This is a genomic window from Salipiger mangrovisoli, from assembly GCF_015223355.1.
In the GTDB taxonomy this organism is placed as follows: Bacteria; Pseudomonadota; Alphaproteobacteria; order Rhodobacterales; family Rhodobacteraceae; genus Salipiger; species Salipiger mangrovisoli.
The window spans coordinates 109,900-127,971 of record NZ_JADFFK010000017.1 but is presented as its reverse complement, the minus strand read 5'-3'; the positions used below and the strand labels follow the sequence as shown (position 1 = coordinate 127,971).

Below are 18,072 nucleotides of genomic sequence, written 5' to 3'. Positions count from 1 at the left end.
TATGCAGCGGTGTCGCTTCAAGCGGACATTAGACGGCAGATTACAAACGGCAGCAAAGTCCGCATTTGACCCCTTCGTCGACCGCGCGGCGAACGTCAGCAAAGCGCAATCGGCATGGTTGCGCAGCGTGGCAGGGCTTTCATCCCCAGTTGCAGTGGGCAGCCCTGTGGACAAAAGCCCCCGCGGCCCTTCCTGCATTGGCGCTGGCCTAGCCTGACCAAAAATCAGGCGTTGTGGTTTTGACGGCCCTCCAAGGGTAGCCCAGCACCGTTCTCCGAAAGCTTCCTGACCGCGCCCGCCCCGCCTTTGGTGTGGCATCAAGCCAGACCTTCCCACAAGCCGGCTCGCCATCCTTCGCGATATGGGTGCGCGTCCCGCTCGCCGCCTGCAAGGCCCGCCCCGTCCCCCCGGCCGGGAGCGGGCTGGAAAGCTCTGGCGGATTGAACAGAGGAGAGCCGCGCGGGGCGCGCGCCTCACATAGAACCAAAGGGCAGGGCAGGGGCTCGACGGGCTGGCGCCCGCTCACCCCCGCACTGGCATGATGCTGTTTGTTTGTCCGCCCAACAGACCGGCCCCGGAAAGTCAAAAGACAAGCGCCGCCGCTGGCGTCGTCTCCGCCGGGGCCGTGTCCTCGCGCTGCGCGCTGCGGGCCGCACCACTCCCGTCTCCGATCCTTTGACTGTCCGTGTCCGGCCCGTGGGTCGGGCTTCGCCCTCTCCCACTCTGTTCCGCCGAAAACATGCGTTTCCGGTCAGACAGATTGGCCGAGGCGCAGCCCATCGGCGGAAGGCGGGCTGCAAGGCCCCCACCGTCTCCACCACGAAGGAGGCCACAAATGGCAAAGGCGAAATTCGACGTTTACCAGCACGTCACCGATGAGATCATTGCGCAGATCGAGGCAGGCACACCGCCCTGGCGCAAGCCCTGGACCGGCGGCGCAGGTGGCGCGCAGATGCCAGCCCGCTTCAATGGGGAAGACTACCGCGGCATCAACGTGCTGATGCTCTGGGCGACGGCCGCCAGCAAAGGCTATGCGTCGGCGCGTTGGATGACATATCGGCAGGCGCAGGAGCTCGGCGCGCAGGTGCGCAAGGGCGAGACGTCGGCCACGGTGGTGAAGTTCGGCACGGTCGAACGCGAGAGCGACGACGGCGACGAGAAGAAAATCCCCTATTGCCGCGCCTACCGCGTGTTCAACTCCGACCAGATCGACGGCCTGCCGGAGGAGTTCTACACCCGCCCCGAGCCGCAGCGGGATCTCGGCACCACGGCCGATCCGGAACTCGAGGCGTTCCTCGCCCGCACCGGCGCGGCGATCCATTCGAGCCCGGAGCCGCGAGCGTACTATGACATCCGGGCGGATCGCATCCACATGCCGCCGATCGAGACGTTTCTCAGCGCGCAGGCATTCTATGGAACCGTTCTTCATGAACTGACGCATTGGAGTGGCGCGGAAAAACGCCTCGACAGGTTCAAGCGGTTTTCTGACCGCACAGCCTACGCTTTCGAGGAACTGGTGGCCGAGATTGGCGCCTGCATGCTCGGCGTGCAGATCGGCGTGGCGCCGGAGTTTGATCAGAGCGCGAGCTATGTTGAAGGGTGGGTTGCTGCCATGAAAGGCGACAATCGCGCGATCTTCCGCGCCGCGTCGGAAGCGCAGAAGGCGGTGGACTTCATCTTGGCGGAGGCCGGGCGCAGCGCGGCCGAACAAGCCGCCTGAGGCGTTTGCCACCTTGAAGCTGTTGATCGGGCCTCGCTCAGGCGGGGCCCGCCAAATTTCGCGGGTTGGTCTCAGCGTCTGCGCCGCCGAGGCCAACCCACGCGGGCCGGGCCTAGGCCCGGCCCGGGGAAGATGGGGCAGGGATCGGCTCCTCAACGATCAGGCCCATCTTGAAGGCTCCGGGGTTCTCCCAGGCAATTTCGGTCTCTCCCGTGTTCCACCGAAATCTCAGTCCCAGGAAGTGTTCTTCTCCTGCGTCATCGAGGTGAAAAACCTTGGAGATCGGGAAGGCATAGAATTTCTTTGCCAGCATGGTTCTTGTCCCAAATAGTTGAAGCCGGATAGCGCGCTATCCGGCCTGCCCGCTGGCGAGGCCGGGGGTAGCAAGGGCAGCAGAAATCGACAGGGGTGGTGCGGCCCGCAGGCCCCCGGCCGAGGACACGGCCCTGGCTATTTCTGTTGACCGCGCGAGGGGCTGCGCCCCTTAGCCCTGTCCATGCAGTTTTGCCTGCGGGCTTCGGTTTTCATTCCGGATGGGATGCCCTAGCGTAAAAGATGTACGCTTTGTGCTCGAAAGGAGTGTTTCATGCGACGTTCATCATTCGGTGCATTCATCGTCTCTGCGCTGATGCCCCTCATTGCACAGGCGCAGCAGGAGACAGGTACGCAGAAGGGTACCGCCTCGGACTCTGCACCGCTGGTGATCTCGGATGTGACTTGGTCTCACAGTGTCCAGCGCGGATTGCCCGTGCATGATCTCGAAGGCCCCGGCGCATCGCTGCAGCTCGTCTGCGATCCGGATCGGGTCTTCGGCCCGCAGCCGAATGGGTCATTTGCTGTCACCCTGCCGCAGGAGCGCGCGCCGACGCGGATCGTGGTCCTGGCGCAAACCGGCGAGCAGGCGGCGTTCGAACTCGAAGACGGCCGCGCCCTGCAGGCGAAGGCCGATCCCGATGCGTGGGCGACGCTGGTCGCCATCCTTGGGTCGAGCACCGAATTCGCCGTGGTCAGCGCGCATGATGCGGTGACCTGGAATGTGAGCGAGGTCCTCACCGGCCCGTGTGAGTGAGCAGGCACCACGCCCAAAAGCCCTGGGTGACGCTTATCCCGCCGCCTTCCGCTCGTAGACCGCGAGCGCGTCGAGTCCGTAGAGCCGGAACAGCGCGCCGATGATCCGCGCGTCGGCAATGAGGTCGAGCGGATCGCCGATCTCCGCGCGCAGGGCGAGGACAATCTCGGGGTCCGAATAAGCGTTCACGAAAAGTCCGCCGCTGCCCTCGGTCCGTGTCAGCTCCAGATGCGTTTTGAGCCGCTTGCTGTCGCGCAGCGCGCTTGCGTGATCGAGTTCCAGGTATCTCTTGCGCGCCGGCTTCATCAGTGCCTTTTCGAGATAATCGACGCTGGTGCCAAGCTGGACCGCCAAAGCCTCCAGCCGCGCCATGTCGGCCGGCAGCCAGACCACGAAGCCACGCACATTTTTCTTCGCTGGCGTCTGGGCCTCGCTGCCCGCGGCGGCCCTTCGCGCTGCCGCCTTCGGTTGCGCCCGCTGCGGTTGCTTTGAGGTCGCGGGGCTCTCCTTGCCAGTCGGGGCCAGGTCAGGAGTGACGTCGGCGCCTGCGTCGGCGTCGGCCTTGGGTTTGGTCCTCGGCTCTTGCGGCTCGGGAGTGGAGTGGCCCGCGTAGCGGGCCGTGGACCCTGCGAGCCGGCTGCTCGCCTTTGCGTGCTCGGCGGCATTTGGCAGCGCATGCGAGGTGCGCACGACACGAGACCTCTTGCGCTTTTCTGGTTTGGGATCGTCGCTCACTCTGCCGCCTCCCTCACGTCGATGACCGCAAGGAGTTCGTCGAGCAGCGCGTCGCCGCCGGCCAGGATGTCCAGCATGGCGCCGCCCTGCAGCCGCCCGGCGGGCTGGGAGTTCGCTGCCTCCGCCGCGACGCCGAGCGGTCCCCAGGCCGCGATCTCGCGCCAGTATTTGGAATTGGGGATCACGGTCAGCGCATGCGGCATGTCCATGACCGCCTGCAAGGCGTCGCGATCGCGTGGCGTCAGGCTGGCGATGTCGAGATCCCCGGTCAGCACCGAGATCATCTTGGCTGGCACTGCGGTCAGCACCGTGCGAAGCGCCGGGGTCGGGGAGTCGGGCGTGACAGTTTTCAGGATGTCCTCGAACCACTCGAGCGTCCGCTCGGCGATCGAATAATCTGACTGCTCGGGCCGGGTCGGGATCAGCACGAGATCGGTGGCAAGGATCAGGTCTTCGGTGTCGGCATTGGCCCCCGGGCGGGTGTCGATCAGTACGAGATCATAGCCCTCGGCTTCCATACGGTCGTAGCCGTCGTAGATCTCATCCATATCCGCGACGGCGCCGCTGATGGTCAGCTGGTCATGACGCCAGGCGGGTTTGTCGATCTTGCCCCAGGAGGCGCGGTTGAAGCTGGCCTCCCAGCCAAGCGCCTGGGGGTCGGTGTCGACGTCATAAATGTGGACCTTCATGCGGCGGGCGAGGGCGGCCGAGGCGAGGATGCGGGTCAGCGTCGTCTTCCCGCTGCCGCCCTTCATCATCATGGTCGAGATGGTCTTCAAGCCCGGTCCTCCTAGTCCTGCGGTCCACATATCCGGGACGCCAGACCTCCGGCACCCCAAGCCTCCAGCGGTCAACATCGCCACGGCTCCTGCGCTCAAGCTCTCATCATCTCAATGAGTTAAAAACTCAATATTTCAATATCTGCAGCATTCCGCCGATCCAGCAGTCCAGCGATCGTGCACTCATTTACTCCTGCTCTCCTGCTCTCCTGCTCTCCTGCGTTCCAGCGACCCAGCAACGGCAGAGATTTCTTGGCCCGGAGATTGCGCGCGGAGCGCACATGGGACTGGGGGCCAAAAAAAACGCACATTGGCCCTCTCCGCCTGGCGTGGGGCGCGTGCGCCCCACGCCAGGCGCATCTGGACGGGTGTGATCCGCGGACGGCCCCGGCGGCAGCTCTCGCAGGGGCGAGATTGCCCCCTCTTGGCCTGCGGATCACCGCGCCCTGCCTAAGTGACCCAGAAGGGTCACCGGGCGCGACACGGAGACCATGAAGGCTGACCGGTTTCCGCAAGCGGAAATCCCCCGAAGGGGCGAAAACCGGCCTCCATGGTCGGTTGGCTGGAACGGTATTGTGTTGTACACCTATAGAGCGTGTTTGAATTTTGATTGCTGCTTGAGGTTGCGATATGCCCCGCGGGCCCCGTCTCACCCACAAGGATATTGCCGAGATCAATCGCCTCCTGGGCGAAGGATATCCCGATGCCGAGATCGCCCGGCGCTGCGGCCGGTCGCGGCAGACGGTAGCGCGGGTGCGGAACCAGGCAGCCTCGTCGCACACCACGACCGACGGCGCGGTGATCGGCACGCGGGTCAGTGTCGAGGAATACGCAGCTTTCAAGGCGTTGATGGAAGCCGAGGGGCTGACGCCGTCGGACGGTATGCGCCGTCTCATGCGGCTGGCCGTCGGGGCGCTTGATCTGCGGGTCGAGGAGATCGAGGCGCTGGCGCAGAGCCGGCGCGAGCTCGTGGCGGTGGGACGCAATCTCAACCAGATGACCCAGCTGGCCAACTCCGGAAGGCTCAAGTGGAACGCGCGCGACGGCAAGACGGTGGCGCAGCTTGACGCGCGGGTGGGGGATCTGACCGAGGCGTTGACCAATTTCATCAATGTGGCGCGCCGGCGGACGCTGGCGGATGTGGCCTTCCCGGAGGCGGACAAATGAGGGCGGGGTCGCTGTCGATCGAGGAGGCGGTTCTCGGCTATCCGCTCGAGGACCTTGCGCGCCGCAGTCGGAGCGGCGGGAGTGGCACCCGCGTTCCGGGCGCGGCGCAGAGCAGCGTGCAGGCCCGGTCGTTCCGCGCCTTTACCGGCAATGCGCAGCGATCGCCGCAATCGGTGGTGAAGAGGATCAGGGCCGGGGGGTGTCATTCCAAGGAGGAGCTGACCCGTCAGCTCAATTACATCACCCGGGAAGACGCGGCACATGCCACCTGGACGAACTTCGCCGGGGTGGATCGTGATCTACGGCCCAATACTTTGTCGCGGGCGGTTGAGGACTGGTCCTCGTCCTGGCGCGGCGCGCCCCGGCGCGGGCACACCGATCATATCATCCTGAGCTTTCCCAAGGGGACCGGCATCGAGGCGGCCGAGGCGGTGGCCCGCGAGTGGGGGCAGGCGATCTTTGCCAGCGGCGACTATGGCGATCAGTGGCGCTACGTCGCCGCGGTGCATCGCGATCCGGATCACATCCACGCGCATTTTGTCGTCGACAAGGTCGGCTGCGACTGGGGCAACTTCCTGTCGATCAGCATGAAGTCGGAGCTGAACTACGACGTGATGCGCGAGTGCCATGCCGAGCTTTCGCGGGCGCATGGCATCGACATGGTGGCCTCCAACCGCCTGTCGCGCGGGATCATCGAAAACCCGCCGCGCGAGACCGAGTATCGCGCGGCGCATGACAGGACGGGCCGGGGCGACCTGGTCCCGCCGCCGCCGATGTCGGACGCGGAAAGGGCGCACCGCCGCGCGGTGGTGCAGGACTTTGCGCGGCAGTATTCCAGTCTTGGTCTGCTCGCCTCGCTGTCCGGTCCCGGAAACGCGTTCATGGAAAAGCTGTCGCAGGCGTTCTTCGCGTCGGCGCAAACCCTAGAAGAAGGAGGCTCTCTTATGGCTGAGCCCGATACCCTGATGTCGTCCACGACATCCGCCATGACCCAGGACCAGAGCTTTGATCCTGTCGCGGCCATGACGCAGGCGCGCGAGCAGTTGCTGGCCGAGGCGCGAGAAACCTGGGAGAGCATTCAGGCGATGGAGGCCGGGCCGGAGCGGGTGCGGATGGAGGCGGAGTTCTCCCGCACCAGCGCCGAGCTCTTGTCCGCCACCCAGGCCGATCCCTTCTTCAAGGACCACGTGATGATGGCTGAGACGCGCGACGATTTCTTTGCGCATCTCACCCCCGCGTCGCTGCAGCACGTACGGGACGGGCTCGAGGCGGAAGATCCACGCGTGCGGCAGATCGACAGCACGCTGGATGACATGCGCGAGGCGCTGGCCGCCGCCTTTGCGCAGGATGCGGATCTTATGGCGCAGCTTGGCACGACGCCGGACGAGGTGGCCGAATACGCGGCGCAGGGAGACCACTCCCTGGCTCAGGCGGCGCTGTGGCGCGGCCGGGCGGAAAGCCTGGACGAAGGCGCCTCCGCACGGCTGACCAGGGTGCTGGAAGAGGGGCATCGGATCATCGACGGCGTGGCGGTGCCGCGGGACCTTGTCGAGCAACTGGCGCTCGACCAGCTGCTGACCGTGGACAAGTACCACTATCTTGCCGATGTGCCCGCCATCGAGAGCCTGGTCGATCGGATGGCGGAGGCGCTCTCGGACGCGGAGCTCGCACAGGTCCTCGAAGGGGACAGCACCCCGCTGCAGGATGAGATCCGCGATCCTGCGGTTCGGGCGGCGGTCGCCGCTGAGTTGAAGAACGAAGCCGACCTCGTGGTGGGGCAGGGGGCCCGCGAGCGCGAGACCGTGGAGGCCTACCAGGCGATGGCGCAGGTCCGGCAGGCCGAGCTCGCGGCCGAGCATGCCGCAGAGCGTGGCTTGGACATTGAGGACGGGCACGAACTCTAAGCAGACGGGAGGATCCCTGACGATGATCCAGAATCTAGATACGGCGTGGCGCTACCCGCTCGCGGTCACGGGCGGTGTGCTGGCCGGCGGCTACATCGGTTCCATGCTCGCCACGATCTACGGCGCGCTCGTATTCCGTGAGAGTTTAAACAGTCTCGATCCGCTTGAGCCCTGGTTCCTGCGCTGGAGCTGGCCCGCGCTTCAGGCCAATCCGGACGCGCTGCAGGTGATGGGTCTTATCAACGGATCGGTGGCGCTTGGTCTCGTGACCGTGGGGGTCGCCGGGGTCTACCGCGGCCGGCTCACCAGCTATGATGACGCGCATTTCCAGTCGCGGCGGGAGATGCGGCGCAACAAGATGGTCAAACCGATCTCCGAGGAGGGGTTCGTCTTTGGCAAGACCACGGGGCCGGAAAAGCAGGGGCTCTACATCTCCGCCACGCCGAACCGGTTTCCTCATTTCATCATGGTGGCCCCGTCCGGGCGCGGCAAAGGTGTGGGCTTTGTCAGACCGAACCTTCTGCATCATGGCGGCAGCGCCATCGTGCTCGATGTGAAAGGCGAGAACTTCGAGAAAACCGCGATCCATCGCCAGAAGGGTCTCGGGAACCGCATCTGGTATTTCTCGCCCTTCGATTACGTGGAGACCGAAGACGGGCCTTCCACCCGGACACATCGCTTCAACCCGCTGGCGCGGATCGCGGCCATGTCGTCGCCGGAGCAGCAGTATACCGCGCTCAATATCCTGGCCGACCAATTCCTGGTTGTGCAGGGAGATGCGGCCAAGGGCTTCTACCAGGCCGGCAAGCGGCTCTTCGTCGCCTCCTGTCTCTTTGCCATCGAGCAGGGCCGGCCAAACCTCGGCTTTGCCAAGGAGATCTTCGGGGGCGGCGGCAAGACCGAGGAGACGTACCGCGAGTACGCCGAGATGACCGACATCCCCATCGTCGCGACGATCTTTTCCGAGATGGCGGGGATGAGCCAGAAAATCACCGACAGCTACCGCTCGGTGATCAATGGTGCCGGCTTCCAGCTCTGGGATGATCCTTCGGTGGTCCGCGCGACGCTGGAGAACGACTTCGATTTGACCAGTTTCCGCCGCGAGGCGCAGACGCTCTACATCACCACGCAGTCCGAGCACCTGACCACGCTGGCGCCGCTGGTGCGCCTTCTCTTCGCCGAGGGCATCGCGTCGCTGCAGCGGGCCGAGCCGGGCCCCGACGAGCCCTACACGGTGATGTTCCTGATGGACGAGTTCGACCAGCTCGGCCGCCAGCCGCTCGTGGAGAACAGCATCAAGACCATCCGCTCCTTCGGGGGACGATTCTTCATCATCACCCAGTCGATCGCCGGTCTCGACAACCCCTCGCTCTATGGCGAGGCCGGGCGCCGCGCGCTCATGGCCGGGGCCGGGGTGAAAATCTTCATGACGCCGCAGGAGGACCACACGGCGACGGTCCTGTCGGACATGCTGGGCAAACACACCGTGGTGTCGAAGACCGAAAGCCAGAGCCGCATTCGCGAGCTCGACGACAGCGCCAATATCAGTCGCCGCAGCGAAGAGAGGGCGTTGCTTTCACCGGGCAAGCTCCTGCAGTTCCCGATCGACGAGGTGCTGATCCTGCCGGAGGGGCAATATCCCATCAAGGCGCATCGGATCACGTCCTACGAGGACCACCACTTCGGACCGATTGAGGCGGCGCGGCACGGGCACGCGCTGCCCTATCCGCCGCTGACCGCCAGGCCGAAGCGGAAGGTCGCGAGCCTGGCGCAGATTACGCAGGCGGAGGAGACGGTCGAAACCTGCCAGCAGTACGGCGCGCGGTTTGCCGAGATGCGGGCGCGGGCGGAGACAAAGCGGAACAAGGGCGGGGAAAGCGGGGCGGCCTCCCGGCGGCGGCCTAAGCGGGCGGGCGCGACGGATTTGGCGAAGTTTGAGGATGCTGGTGGGGATGTGCAGAAGGAGGAAAGCGAGAAGGTCTAGGAAGCCTTTGCCACGGGCGGCACATCCTCGTGTCCGGCGCACCGCCGGGCCTGAAAAATGGTCTTTGGCCCTGAAAAACTGTACCTGCTGCGGGGATGGCATGAATTTTGTCACCGGGTCCGCGAGTTCGAGGTCGGCAACCCCGGCCCTCGAGCTTCGCTTCTCAGCCTTTAAAGGCTGCACCCGGTGACAGGGCTCATGGCCGCCTGAGAGCGCCTTCCGCATCCGCTCGATGAGGGTTGGCGGTTACTCCTCGCTCTCAGCTGCCCGGTAGGCACTCGCTGCTACCCCTGCCGGCCTTGGCGGCACGTCGATCCAGGCTTCCCCGCTGGCCACGACGCAGGCGAGCCCATCGGGATGCACAGCAAGGATCGTCCAGTTTCCCTCCTCAGCTGCGCGCCAGACTTCAAGCATGCGCGTTGCAGACTGAAGTCCACGCCCGACAAGCGCTTCGTCGTAGGTGCTTTCGAGCGTTCCGGTGATGCTCTCGTGGAGTCCGCAGACCATCTGCGCCGATGCCGGCGGTCCGGCGGCGGCCAGTCCAAATGTCAGGCTGAGACTTATCAGACGTTTCCACATAATCTTCTCCTTCCCATTCCCGGGGTCGGAGAACTCAAGGGCAACGACCCCAGCTCCAAGTTGCGTCATATATATGGTGTCTGAGCACTGCGATTACACCGAAACCTGCTGAAGATTTGATTTCTCTCGACATGAGCGACGGACGGCAGGGCCGTTCTTGAACGGGCGAGGACTGCGCCCATGTTGCGCTTCTCCAGCCTGGAAAAATTGTCGCTGCACGGCGGGGAGGAGGATCACAGCGCGGCACCAAGTTTGCGTCCCACATGCGCGCGTCGCGCTCGCCGACGCCACCCGCTAAAGTTGATTTCGCAGGCAGTTAGGTTGCCCTAAAAGAACAGGAATTGATCGGGGCGCTCGCAGAGGTGCCGAAGTCATTGGGTAGGAGCAGAGGTACGATATGACCGTGAGAATGTTGTCGGACGCCGCACTGAGACGCCGAATAGGGCGCTGCCGCGAACTCGACGAGCTCGTGTCGAACCGATACGAGCGAAATGCCACGCGATTGCATGACTTTTATCAGATGATCGCGGCCGGTGAAATCTTTGACGATCCCGACGTCGGTTGGCGGGAATGGAAGCTGGGGCGGCATGGCCACTGGTTGCAAACTATAGACGACATGAAGACGACATACCTCGGTGAGCTCAAGCGCCGTCGTTTCCGGTCATTGGATGACATGCAGCTCAGCGCGCTCAGCGCGAGCCGTGAGTGCGAGGCAACCGGACTGATGGACAACGATGGGGGTCTTCTCTCATCGGCCGAGGTGGAGGCTTATTCGGAGGTAAGTGATCTCGACCTTGCCATCGAACTCGCAAGGCGGGCCGATTTGTCGGCTGACGATGCGATTGCGGAATATAGAGAGCGGCTCTCGCGATGTGTCTGAGGAATTCGGTGAGGCCGAAAGGGGGCGAACACGCAAGGTCTTGAGAGTTTTGGGTCGGCAGATCGATGAAGACTCGAAGGCCAGTGGCAAGCTCAAACCGTTCAAACCTGATGTCGCGCAGACCCTGATTTCCGGCTTGGTTGCATCGCGGGGGCACGGTGAGTAGTTTGGCGATACCAGAAACAGGTTAGGTCGGTGCGGTTGGCCCGGCCCCCGCGAACGGGTCCTTTCGCGCATCGGCGCTCCGATTGCCGCGTCCCATGGTCCAAGCGCCTGCGCATGTTGTGCAGGCGAGCTCAGAGGACATGGACATGCAGCAACAGATCTCGGTGATCACCCTTGGAGTTTCCGATCTCGAAAAATCCAAAAGGTTCTATGGCGATGGCTTCGGTTGGGCCCCGGTATTCGAGAACGCGGAGATCGTCTTCTACCAGATGAACGGCCTCGTGTTCGGGACGTGGTTGAAGGCATCGCTTGAAGAAGATGCCAGGGCCAGCGACCTGCCCCCGGCGGGTGCCATGTCGCTCGCTCACAATGTGCCCGAGGAAGGGGATGTGGACAGCGTCATCAAAACGCTCGTGGCCGCGGGGGCGACCGTCCTCCGATAGGCCGATGCACCGCCCTACGGTGGCGTCCGCGGCTACGTCGCGGACCCCGATGGCCACATCTGGGAGATCGCGTGGAATCCAGCCTGGCCAATCGACGAAGAAGGTCACGTCGTGTTCGGTGTGTAGCGAAGCCTGGGGCTGGTGGGAGGGACATATCGCGCGGCGCGCCCTCATGCGCGGACACGTCCGAGTTCACATCCTCGCGAGTAAACTCGGGCCGGGCGATGGCATTCGGCCGATGCTGAGCCGAAGCAATACATCTCCCGCCAGAACCAACCCCGCCTTTTCGGTCGGGGTTAGTTCCGAAATCGTTATGCTTACTTAGCGATTGCCAAGGCTTCGAGATCACCACCAGCAGCAAGGTGTTCCTCAACCCATTTCGGCTTTCGTCCTCGGCCAGTCCACGTTTGGGCCGAGTTCTCGGGGTGTGCGTACTTGGGCGTGCCTTTCGAGCCTTTGGTGCTGCCGGCCTCCATCAATTCCGAGAGGGAGTACCCGGCTTCCTTTGCAAGAGCCTCGGCGGCGGCTCGAGCCTCGGCTTTCTTGCGGACGTCATAGTCGGCGAGAGCTTTGTCAACTTTCTTGCTCAGCGCCACCAGATCTTCTTTTGGCAATGATTGTAGATCGAGTTGCGGGGTCATTGGTTTCTCCAAATTTGGATCGACCCTATGTCGTCGGAATTAAAGCGGACTGCAAGTCGCGATAATGTGACTGTGATCGCATGATCTGTATTGCGCTTTATGATGCCATCCGTTCTCGGCGAACTTGGGCGAGATTGAGGCGCCAACAGGGGTAAAAAACTGCGCCATTTAGAATTTCTAGGCCAAAGGGATCAGCTGAAAGAAAGAGAAAATGGGGGATGACTTATTCTCAACATATTGGAGCGCCAATCGAAATAAGATTTACATGGGTCGCCTGCTGAAGAGAGAAGGGCGCCGAATATCGGGGGTGGATAAATGCGATTTTGGAACGGGCTCTTTCTCTGCCGATCCCTGGCCGCCACGCCGCGTAGATACAACTGCAACTCTTGAGGTTGAGCGCCCTATCCTCTTCATGAAGGGCTACACCGTGTTCGACGTCGCGCAGATCGAGGGTTTCTGGCTCTCGTGGAGGCCGGCAAGGGGGGCGTAAGTGGCGGCCTCCCATCCCCAGGAAAAATGTTCTCCGGCCTTCGGCGGACGCAGGCCCCTTTGGGTTTCGAGGCGAGGCGCTTTCCCACCAGGTGGTAGCACGCGGCGAAGTCCAAGCCAAAGATGATGTTGAATAGTGCATCATTGCGAGCTGAGATGTTGAAATATGCATCTGAATTTCGAGTCACCTTGCGTGATGATGTATGTAAAGATATCATAGGAATGAATTGATGCAGGAAAGAACATCAAAATGGGCTACGACGTTGTAGACATAGCAGAACGGTTGCAGGCAGCGCGCAAAGCCAAGGGATTAAGCCAACGCGAGTTGAGTGATCTGGCGGGCGTACCCCAAGCACAGATTTCTCGCATCGAGGCTGGCACGGTCGACCTACGCCTCTCAAGCTTGGTCGCGCTTGCCCATGCCCTTGATCTGGAACTCACCCTTGTCCCGCGCAAAGCCGTGCCGGCCGTCCGCTCCATCAGCCGAGACGCGATAGGTGCGAACCGCCAACACATCGTCGCGATACAAAAGGAAATGCAACGCATCGGCGAGACCGTGCGTGGCCTCCAGGTCACCATGCCAAAGCTCGAAGGCCTCAACCAGCTTCAGAAGACCTTTTCTGAGCTGCACAGGGTCCGCGTGCCCACGTTCGATCCTGAAACGCTCAAGCAGCTTCGAAAGACGATAGAGCAAATCAGCAAGCCCACGAAGGAACTGACAGCCCTCAACGAGAGCATCAAGCTGATGACCTCCATCCGCAACAGGGCTTTGCATGAGCAGGATCCCGACACCGGCGCCGCACCATCTCGTCCGGCCTACTCGCTTGATGAGGATGATGATGCCTGATATTTCTGTTTTGACCGTCAAGCTCTATGGCGAGCCAATCGGGACGCTCACCCATCTTGGTGATGAGCGGTCAATCTTTGCCTTCACCGACGCATACATCAACGACCCGGATCGGGCGACGCTCGGCCTGCATTATAAAGACCAGTATGGCGAGCTCATCACCGATTTCGCGCCGGTCAAGATGAAGCTTATGCCCTTCTTTTCGAACCTCCTCCCCGAAGGGCATCTCCGACGCTATCTCGCAGAAAAGGCCGGTATCAACGAGAAGCGCGAGTTCTTCCTGATCCAAGCGCTTGGTCGAGACCTGCCAGGCGCCGTAACCGTCGAAGCGTCCGATGATGACGCATGGCCGTTGACCGATGATCTTGATGCTGGCGCCGAGGGTGATGGTGACAACGCCCATGAAAATGCTCTGCGGTTCTCTCTTGCTGGTGTGCAGCTGAAATTCTCAGCCGTCATCGACGCCGCCGGTGGCCTGACCATCCCTGCAAGCGGTATCGGGGGAGGTTGGATCGTCAAGCTGCCGTCTCAAGAGTACCGTGGGGTCCCCGAAAACGAATTCTCCATGATGTCGCTAGCTCGTATGGTCGGGATCAATGTCCCAGCCATTGATCTGGTCGATATCGACGGCATCAAGAACTTGCCGGATGGCATCGATCGCCTTGGCGACAAAGCTTTCATTATCGAGCGTTTTGACCGCCGCGAGGATGGCACATCCGTCCATATTGAGGACTTTGCCCAAGTCTATGGGGTCTACGCCGAAAACAAATATAAGAAGGCGAGCAACCGCAACATTGCAGCAGTCATTGCTGCCGAATCCGATCACGCGGATGTCGCCGAGTTCATCCGCCGCCTGACCTTCAACACCCTCATCGGCAATGGCGACATGCACCTGAAGAACTGGTCCCTCATCTACCCTGACCAGCGGAATGCAAAGCTTTCACCCTCCTATGATTTCGTGTCGACGATCCCCTATCTCCCGGGCGATCAATCGGCCCTGAATTTCAGTCGCACGCGGCGGTTTGATGAATTCACGGAAGACGAGCTTCTACATCTTGCCAGCAAGGCTGCACTGCCAAGAAAGCTGGTCATCGAGACCGCACGCGAAACTGTCGAGCTCTTCATGGATCGATGGGCGACTGAGAAGGCGCATCTTCCGATGGGGAGCGACGTGGTGGAGGCCATCGACAAACACCTGACGACTTTACCGATTATAGGCGAGGCTCTCACCTGAGAGGCAAAGCAGCATGAAGATAATTCCTGACGCAAAAGTTCAAACATTGGCCGTCAAACCTCATCTGTCGGGCGCAGTGCCTCTCTGAGATGCGTGGCCACAGTCCAAGGATTTGCTTGTGTGCATCCAAAGATACTTTGCTGCACATGACCGTTGTGTGTATCAATCCCATATCTGATGCACACAAGAGAAACGCAGGTACAAGATGGATCCGATATCGCACTCCCGCGCCGCCCAAGTCGCGTATCAGGACTTGCTGCGCATGCATCTCGACGAGGCGGCGTCGGAGATCATCGGCAGTATAGAGGAGCGTCACCGCAATGGGCGGACCTATCTCTATGACCGGTTCCGGATCGGGACCGAGATGAAGAGCCGCTACCTCGGCGAAGATAGTCCAGACTTGCGTGATCGCCTGGCACGCGCTGCCGCTTTGAAAGCAGAGGCGCAAGAGCGAAGAAAACGCATGTCGCGTCTGGCGCGTGTTCTAAGGGCCGAAGGCATGATCGGAACCGATCGGGAGACAGGCTCATTGCTCCTGGCGTTCGCGCGCGCTGGCGTCTTCCGGCTGGGCGGTACGTTGATCGGGACCGGAGCCTATGGGCTCTATCAGGGGGAGCTTGGCGTTCGCTTTGACTCTGACGAGCTTGCCCAGACAGGGGACATTGATTTCGCGAACTTCGAGCGGCTCTCAGTGGCACTGGGCGACCGGGTGGAAGAAGAGCCAGGGGAGATTCTTCGGTCGATGAAATTCGAAGCGGTCCCAGGGGTTTATGATCGGCAGATCTGGAAGTGGCGTCAAAGCGGCGGCGAAGCCATGGTCGAGTTCCTAACACCGGCTTTCGGCGACGAGGGTATCAAGCCGCTTCCGGCACTGGGGGTCAGCGCACAAGCGTTGAACTACCTCAATTTCCTGATCGCGGAGCCGATTCACGCCCTGGCGCTCTACCGCTCCGGAGTCCTTGTGCAGGTCCCGCGCCCCGAGCGCTTTGCAATCCACAAGCTGATCGTGGCCAGCAGACGGCACGGCGGACCGGACGAAGCGAAGGCGCGAAAAGACCGAGCCCAAGCTGAGTTCCTCATTCGCATCCTCGCCGAGGATCGGCCTGAAGATCTCGCCGAAGCCTACGACCACGCGCTGTCGCAAGGCCCCCGATGGCGGGAGCGGATCGCCTCAAGCCTTGGACGCATGTCGGGCACCAAAGACCTTTTGCAGGGGCTCGCGTGACCTGATGAGGATGGTCGCCCCGGGGATCGGGACCTTTGGTCTGCATGACGAAGGACTTCGGCCGGTCATCTCGACGGCTTGTCTGAGGTATCCTCAGACTGCAGAGCTCCCCGGTATATGGCTTGTGCTGACATCGTCGAGGGCTGGCTGCCCTGGCGTGCCTACCGATCTTGCCATGTAGACTTTTCTAATGGGGTGGAAACGCGTCGCCCCGACCTCGCAGGCCCGGCCATTGGACGCGGGGCGCGCCTTCCGAAATAGGAAAGTACGCCCCGCGCTGAATGCTCCGTGAGTGATATGCTGCATTCAAGATATAAGATAGTAGTGCGGAACTGTTTCGACAACCATTCCGGGAAAGTTCTGGAAATGCGAGGCGAAAACCCGCCTCTCTGTGAAGATGTGTACTGCGGCAGTGGCGCCTCGCCCCTGCTTTGGAAGGCGCTCGAATGATTTCTGGCGCAGACCGGCTGCGGAACGAGGCTCCAGGCCAGAGCTTGCAGTGCGCGGCAGACACACCCTCGGGTGGCCCGCGGCATTCCCAAAACCACCCATGCTGCGCTTGCATGCATTGCGGCGCGAGGCGAACGAAGAAAGTTCACCCCCGCGGCGGGCGCTTCGACAGAAGGTCGCTGCGAAGGACGTACGATTTTGCCTTCGTGTTCGGTGCTCTTTCGAGGAGCCCAAGACTCAGAAGGGTCTGGATGGACCGGTAGAACGTCGCTTGAGGGATCGCGCCAACCAAAGGATGTCGTCGAAGGCCGTCGGATTTCACCGTGTTGCCGGTGCGCTGGCACAGGGCGTGGGCGGCGAGCAAGACATCCCGCTCGGTTCTTCGCAGCCCGTCAATGCCCACGTCAATCTCAAGAACACGCAGCATATCTCGCAACTTGAGTATCGCGCGAAGCTTCTGGTCCTTTGCGGAACGCGGCTTGGGTTGAATTTGTGGCATCTAGATCAAATTGTTAGAAGAATGCTGCGTAAAACTTATCACTTTGAGAACTTCTTGTCGCCTTGATTGAGATTTGCTACGGTCCGATTGGCTTCTTCCGTGAGTGGTGTAGCCGTCTTCTATTTGAGCAGCTTCTTCCCTGGTGGTGAGAGCCGCCAGGGAAATTTCTCAACGACGCGCCTGTGTTGGCAAAGAAATGAGGCGGAGGCTGAGAGGAGACCGGCGCGCGCTGCTGGTTCTAACATTCCTTGATCACCCTAGTCCTCCTGTGTGGCGGCGCTGAGGGCGACGTGGACCCTGACAGTCATTTGCCCGGGCGCGATCTCCCGATGAAAGGTTCCCCCGAGTGCCGCAAGCATGCGCTCGCACATCCGGGAGCCAAAGCCGGCCTCCCCCTCACTGGGTGTTGCCCCGAAGCTCCCGCTTTCCCGCCACGTGATTTCGAAACGGGGGCCGTCGATCTTAGACATCACCTGCAGTGTGCCGTCTTCCTGGCCGAGGGCGCCGTATTTCACTGAGTTTGTGCAAAGCTCGTAGAACACGAAGGCAAGAGGCGTCAGGGCCCTGTCGGACAGTGGGATGTCGTCGCCCTCAAGAACCACGAGGTCCGCCCGGAATGGCAGGAGGATGTCTCGCAGCAGGTCGCTTAACGGGACGCCGGACCGCATAGGCGCAAGGGGGTCGGTGACCGCGAGCGATTGTGCAGAGGAGAGTGCAACAAGGCGATTTTTCATCATCGCAGCCAACTCCTGTGCCGTGTCGACCCCGCGAGCAAAGACGCTGATCAGCCCGCTTGCTATGGCAAAACTGTTGCCCACGCGATGGCGCATTTCGGCCAGAAGGATGCGCTGCTGCTCCTCGAGCTGTTTTTGCAAGGTGATGTCACGGGCGATCTTGGAGGCTGCGACGATGTTTCCTGCCGTGTCCCTGACAGGGGAGATGGTCAGCGAAAGGTCGACGAGCTGGCCGTTCTTGCGGCAGCGGACGGTTTCGAAGTGTTCGATCCGCTCGCCGCGCGTCAGCCGCCGAATGATGTCGGCCTCCTCCTCCATGTGATCGTGGGGGATGATCATGGTGATCGATTGGCCAATCGCTTCCGCGGCGGTATAGCCTAGGAGGCGCTCGGCACTCGGGTTCCAACTCATGATGCGGCCATCAAGATGCTTGGTGATGATGGCGTCGTTCGAGCCCTCAACGATCGCCGCGAAGTGGCTTTCGAGCGCGCCTTTGATCTGCAAATTGAGTATGCCCTGCTTGGTCAT

The 18,072-nt window shown here is 62.0% G+C and carries 17 protein-coding genes; 11 read left to right on the top strand and 6 right to left on the bottom strand.

Annotated elements, in window-relative coordinates:
• Positions 1–760 precede the first annotated feature (760 nt).
• On the top strand, positions 761–1,720 hold the full coding sequence (locus IQ782_RS20605) for an ArdC family protein (protein WP_240989440.1): 960 nt from the start codon (positions 761–763) through the stop codon (positions 1,718–1,720).
• Positions 1,721–1,832: 112 nt separating this feature from the next.
• Here the strand turns inward: IQ782_RS20605 and IQ782_RS20600 are convergent, their stop codons facing one another.
• On the bottom strand, positions 1,833–2,033 hold the full coding sequence (locus IQ782_RS20600) for a hypothetical protein (RefSeq protein WP_194136552.1): 201 nt from the start codon (positions 2,031–2,033) through the stop codon (positions 1,833–1,835).
• A gap of 273 nt (positions 2,034–2,306) precedes the next feature.
• Between IQ782_RS20600 and IQ782_RS20595 the strand changes: the two genes are divergently transcribed.
• The gene (locus IQ782_RS20595; protein ID WP_194136551.1) at positions 2,307–2,789 is read left to right on the top strand and encodes a hypothetical protein; all 483 of its coding nucleotides are present in this window, start codon (positions 2,307–2,309) and stop codon (positions 2,787–2,789) included.
• Between the two features lie 33 nt (positions 2,790–2,822).
• On the opposite strand, the gene IQ782_RS20590 is transcribed toward IQ782_RS20595, so the two are convergent.
• Complete coding sequence (locus tag IQ782_RS20590) at positions 2,823–3,524, bottom strand: hypothetical protein (protein WP_194136550.1); 702 nt, start codon at positions 3,522–3,524, stop codon at positions 2,823–2,825.
• Positions 3,521–4,303, bottom strand: coding sequence for a ParA family protein (locus IQ782_RS20585; protein ID WP_194136549.1), 783 nt, complete (start codon positions 4,301–4,303; stop codon positions 3,521–3,523). The genes IQ782_RS20590 and IQ782_RS20585 overlap by 4 nt, the downstream gene beginning before the upstream one ends.
• A gap of 630 nt (positions 4,304–4,933) precedes the next feature.
• Between IQ782_RS20585 and IQ782_RS20580 the strand changes: the two genes are divergently transcribed.
• From IQ782_RS20580 to IQ782_RS20570, 3 genes are read left to right on the top strand one after another with little or no spacing between them, the layout of a single operon-like run.
• Positions 4,934–5,470 carry a helix-turn-helix domain-containing protein gene (locus IQ782_RS20580; protein ID WP_194136548.1) on the top strand — a complete coding sequence of 179 codons (537 nt, stop codon included), beginning with the start codon at positions 4,934–4,936 and terminating at the stop codon, positions 5,468–5,470.
• Entirely contained in the window at positions 5,467–7,374 is a 1,908-nt protein-coding gene (locus tag IQ782_RS20575; RefSeq protein WP_194136547.1) for a relaxase/mobilization nuclease domain-containing protein, read from the top strand. Before IQ782_RS20580 ends, IQ782_RS20575 begins: the two co-directional genes overlap by 4 nt.
• A 22-nt stretch (positions 7,375–7,396) precedes the next feature.
• Entirely contained in the window at positions 7,397–9,358 is a 1,962-nt protein-coding gene (locus IQ782_RS20570; protein ID WP_194136546.1) for a type IV secretory system conjugative DNA transfer family protein, read from the top strand.
• 246 nt (positions 9,359–9,604) lie between these two features.
• Here the strand turns inward: IQ782_RS20570 and IQ782_RS20565 are convergent, their stop codons facing one another.
• Positions 9,605–9,937: a hypothetical protein gene (locus IQ782_RS20565; RefSeq protein WP_194136545.1), complete on the bottom strand. Its 333-nt coding sequence runs from the start codon at positions 9,935–9,937 to the stop codon at positions 9,605–9,607.
• A 397-nt stretch (positions 9,938–10,334) separates the two neighbouring features.
• Here IQ782_RS20565 and IQ782_RS20560 point away from each other — a divergent pair, with 397 nt between their 5' ends.
• Both IQ782_RS20560 and IQ782_RS20555 read left to right on the top strand, forming a co-directional pair.
• Complete coding sequence (locus IQ782_RS20560) at positions 10,335–10,817, top strand: hypothetical protein (RefSeq protein ID WP_194136544.1); 483 nt, start codon at positions 10,335–10,337, stop codon at positions 10,815–10,817.
• A 311-nt stretch (positions 10,818–11,128) separates the two neighbouring features.
• Positions 11,129–11,425 (top strand): VOC family protein, encoded by a 297-nt coding sequence (locus IQ782_RS20555; RefSeq protein ID WP_240989439.1) that lies wholly within the window; start codon positions 11,129–11,131, stop codon positions 11,423–11,425.
• Between the two features lie 317 nt (positions 11,426–11,742).
• On the opposite strand, the gene IQ782_RS20550 is transcribed toward IQ782_RS20555, so the two are convergent.
• Entirely contained in the window at positions 11,743–12,066 is a 324-nt protein-coding gene (locus IQ782_RS20550; protein WP_194136543.1) for an H-NS histone family protein, read from the bottom strand.
• Positions 12,067–12,805: 739 nt separating this feature from the next.
• Here IQ782_RS20550 and IQ782_RS20545 point away from each other — a divergent pair.
• The 4 genes from IQ782_RS20545 to IQ782_RS20530 all read left to right on the top strand — a co-directional run bounded on the left by IQ782_RS20545 (position 12,806) and on the right by IQ782_RS20530 (position 16,876).
• On the top strand, positions 12,806–13,402 hold the full coding sequence (locus IQ782_RS20545) for a helix-turn-helix domain-containing protein (RefSeq protein WP_194136542.1): 597 nt from the start codon (positions 12,806–12,808) through the stop codon (positions 13,400–13,402).
• Positions 13,395–14,636, top strand: a complete 1,242-nt coding sequence (locus tag IQ782_RS20540; protein ID WP_240989438.1) for a type II toxin-antitoxin system HipA family toxin — start codon at positions 13,395–13,397, stop codon at positions 14,634–14,636. The genes IQ782_RS20545 and IQ782_RS20540 overlap by 8 nt, the downstream gene beginning before the upstream one ends.
• A 205-nt stretch (positions 14,637–14,841) precedes the next feature.
• The gene (locus IQ782_RS20535; RefSeq protein ID WP_194136541.1) at positions 14,842–15,861 is read left to right on the top strand and encodes a nucleotidyltransferase family protein; all 1,020 of its coding nucleotides are present in this window, start codon (positions 14,842–14,844) and stop codon (positions 15,859–15,861) included.
• A 721-nt stretch (positions 15,862–16,582) separates the two neighbouring features.
• Positions 16,583–16,876 (top strand): hypothetical protein, encoded by a 294-nt coding sequence (locus IQ782_RS20530; protein ID WP_194136540.1) that lies wholly within the window; start codon positions 16,583–16,585, stop codon positions 16,874–16,876.
• Positions 16,877–17,067: 191 nt separating this feature from the next.
• Here the strand turns inward: IQ782_RS20530 and IQ782_RS20525 are convergent, their stop codons facing one another.
• Positions 17,068–18,072, bottom strand: coding sequence for a sensor histidine kinase (locus IQ782_RS20525; protein WP_194136539.1), 1,005 nt, complete (start codon positions 18,070–18,072; stop codon positions 17,068–17,070).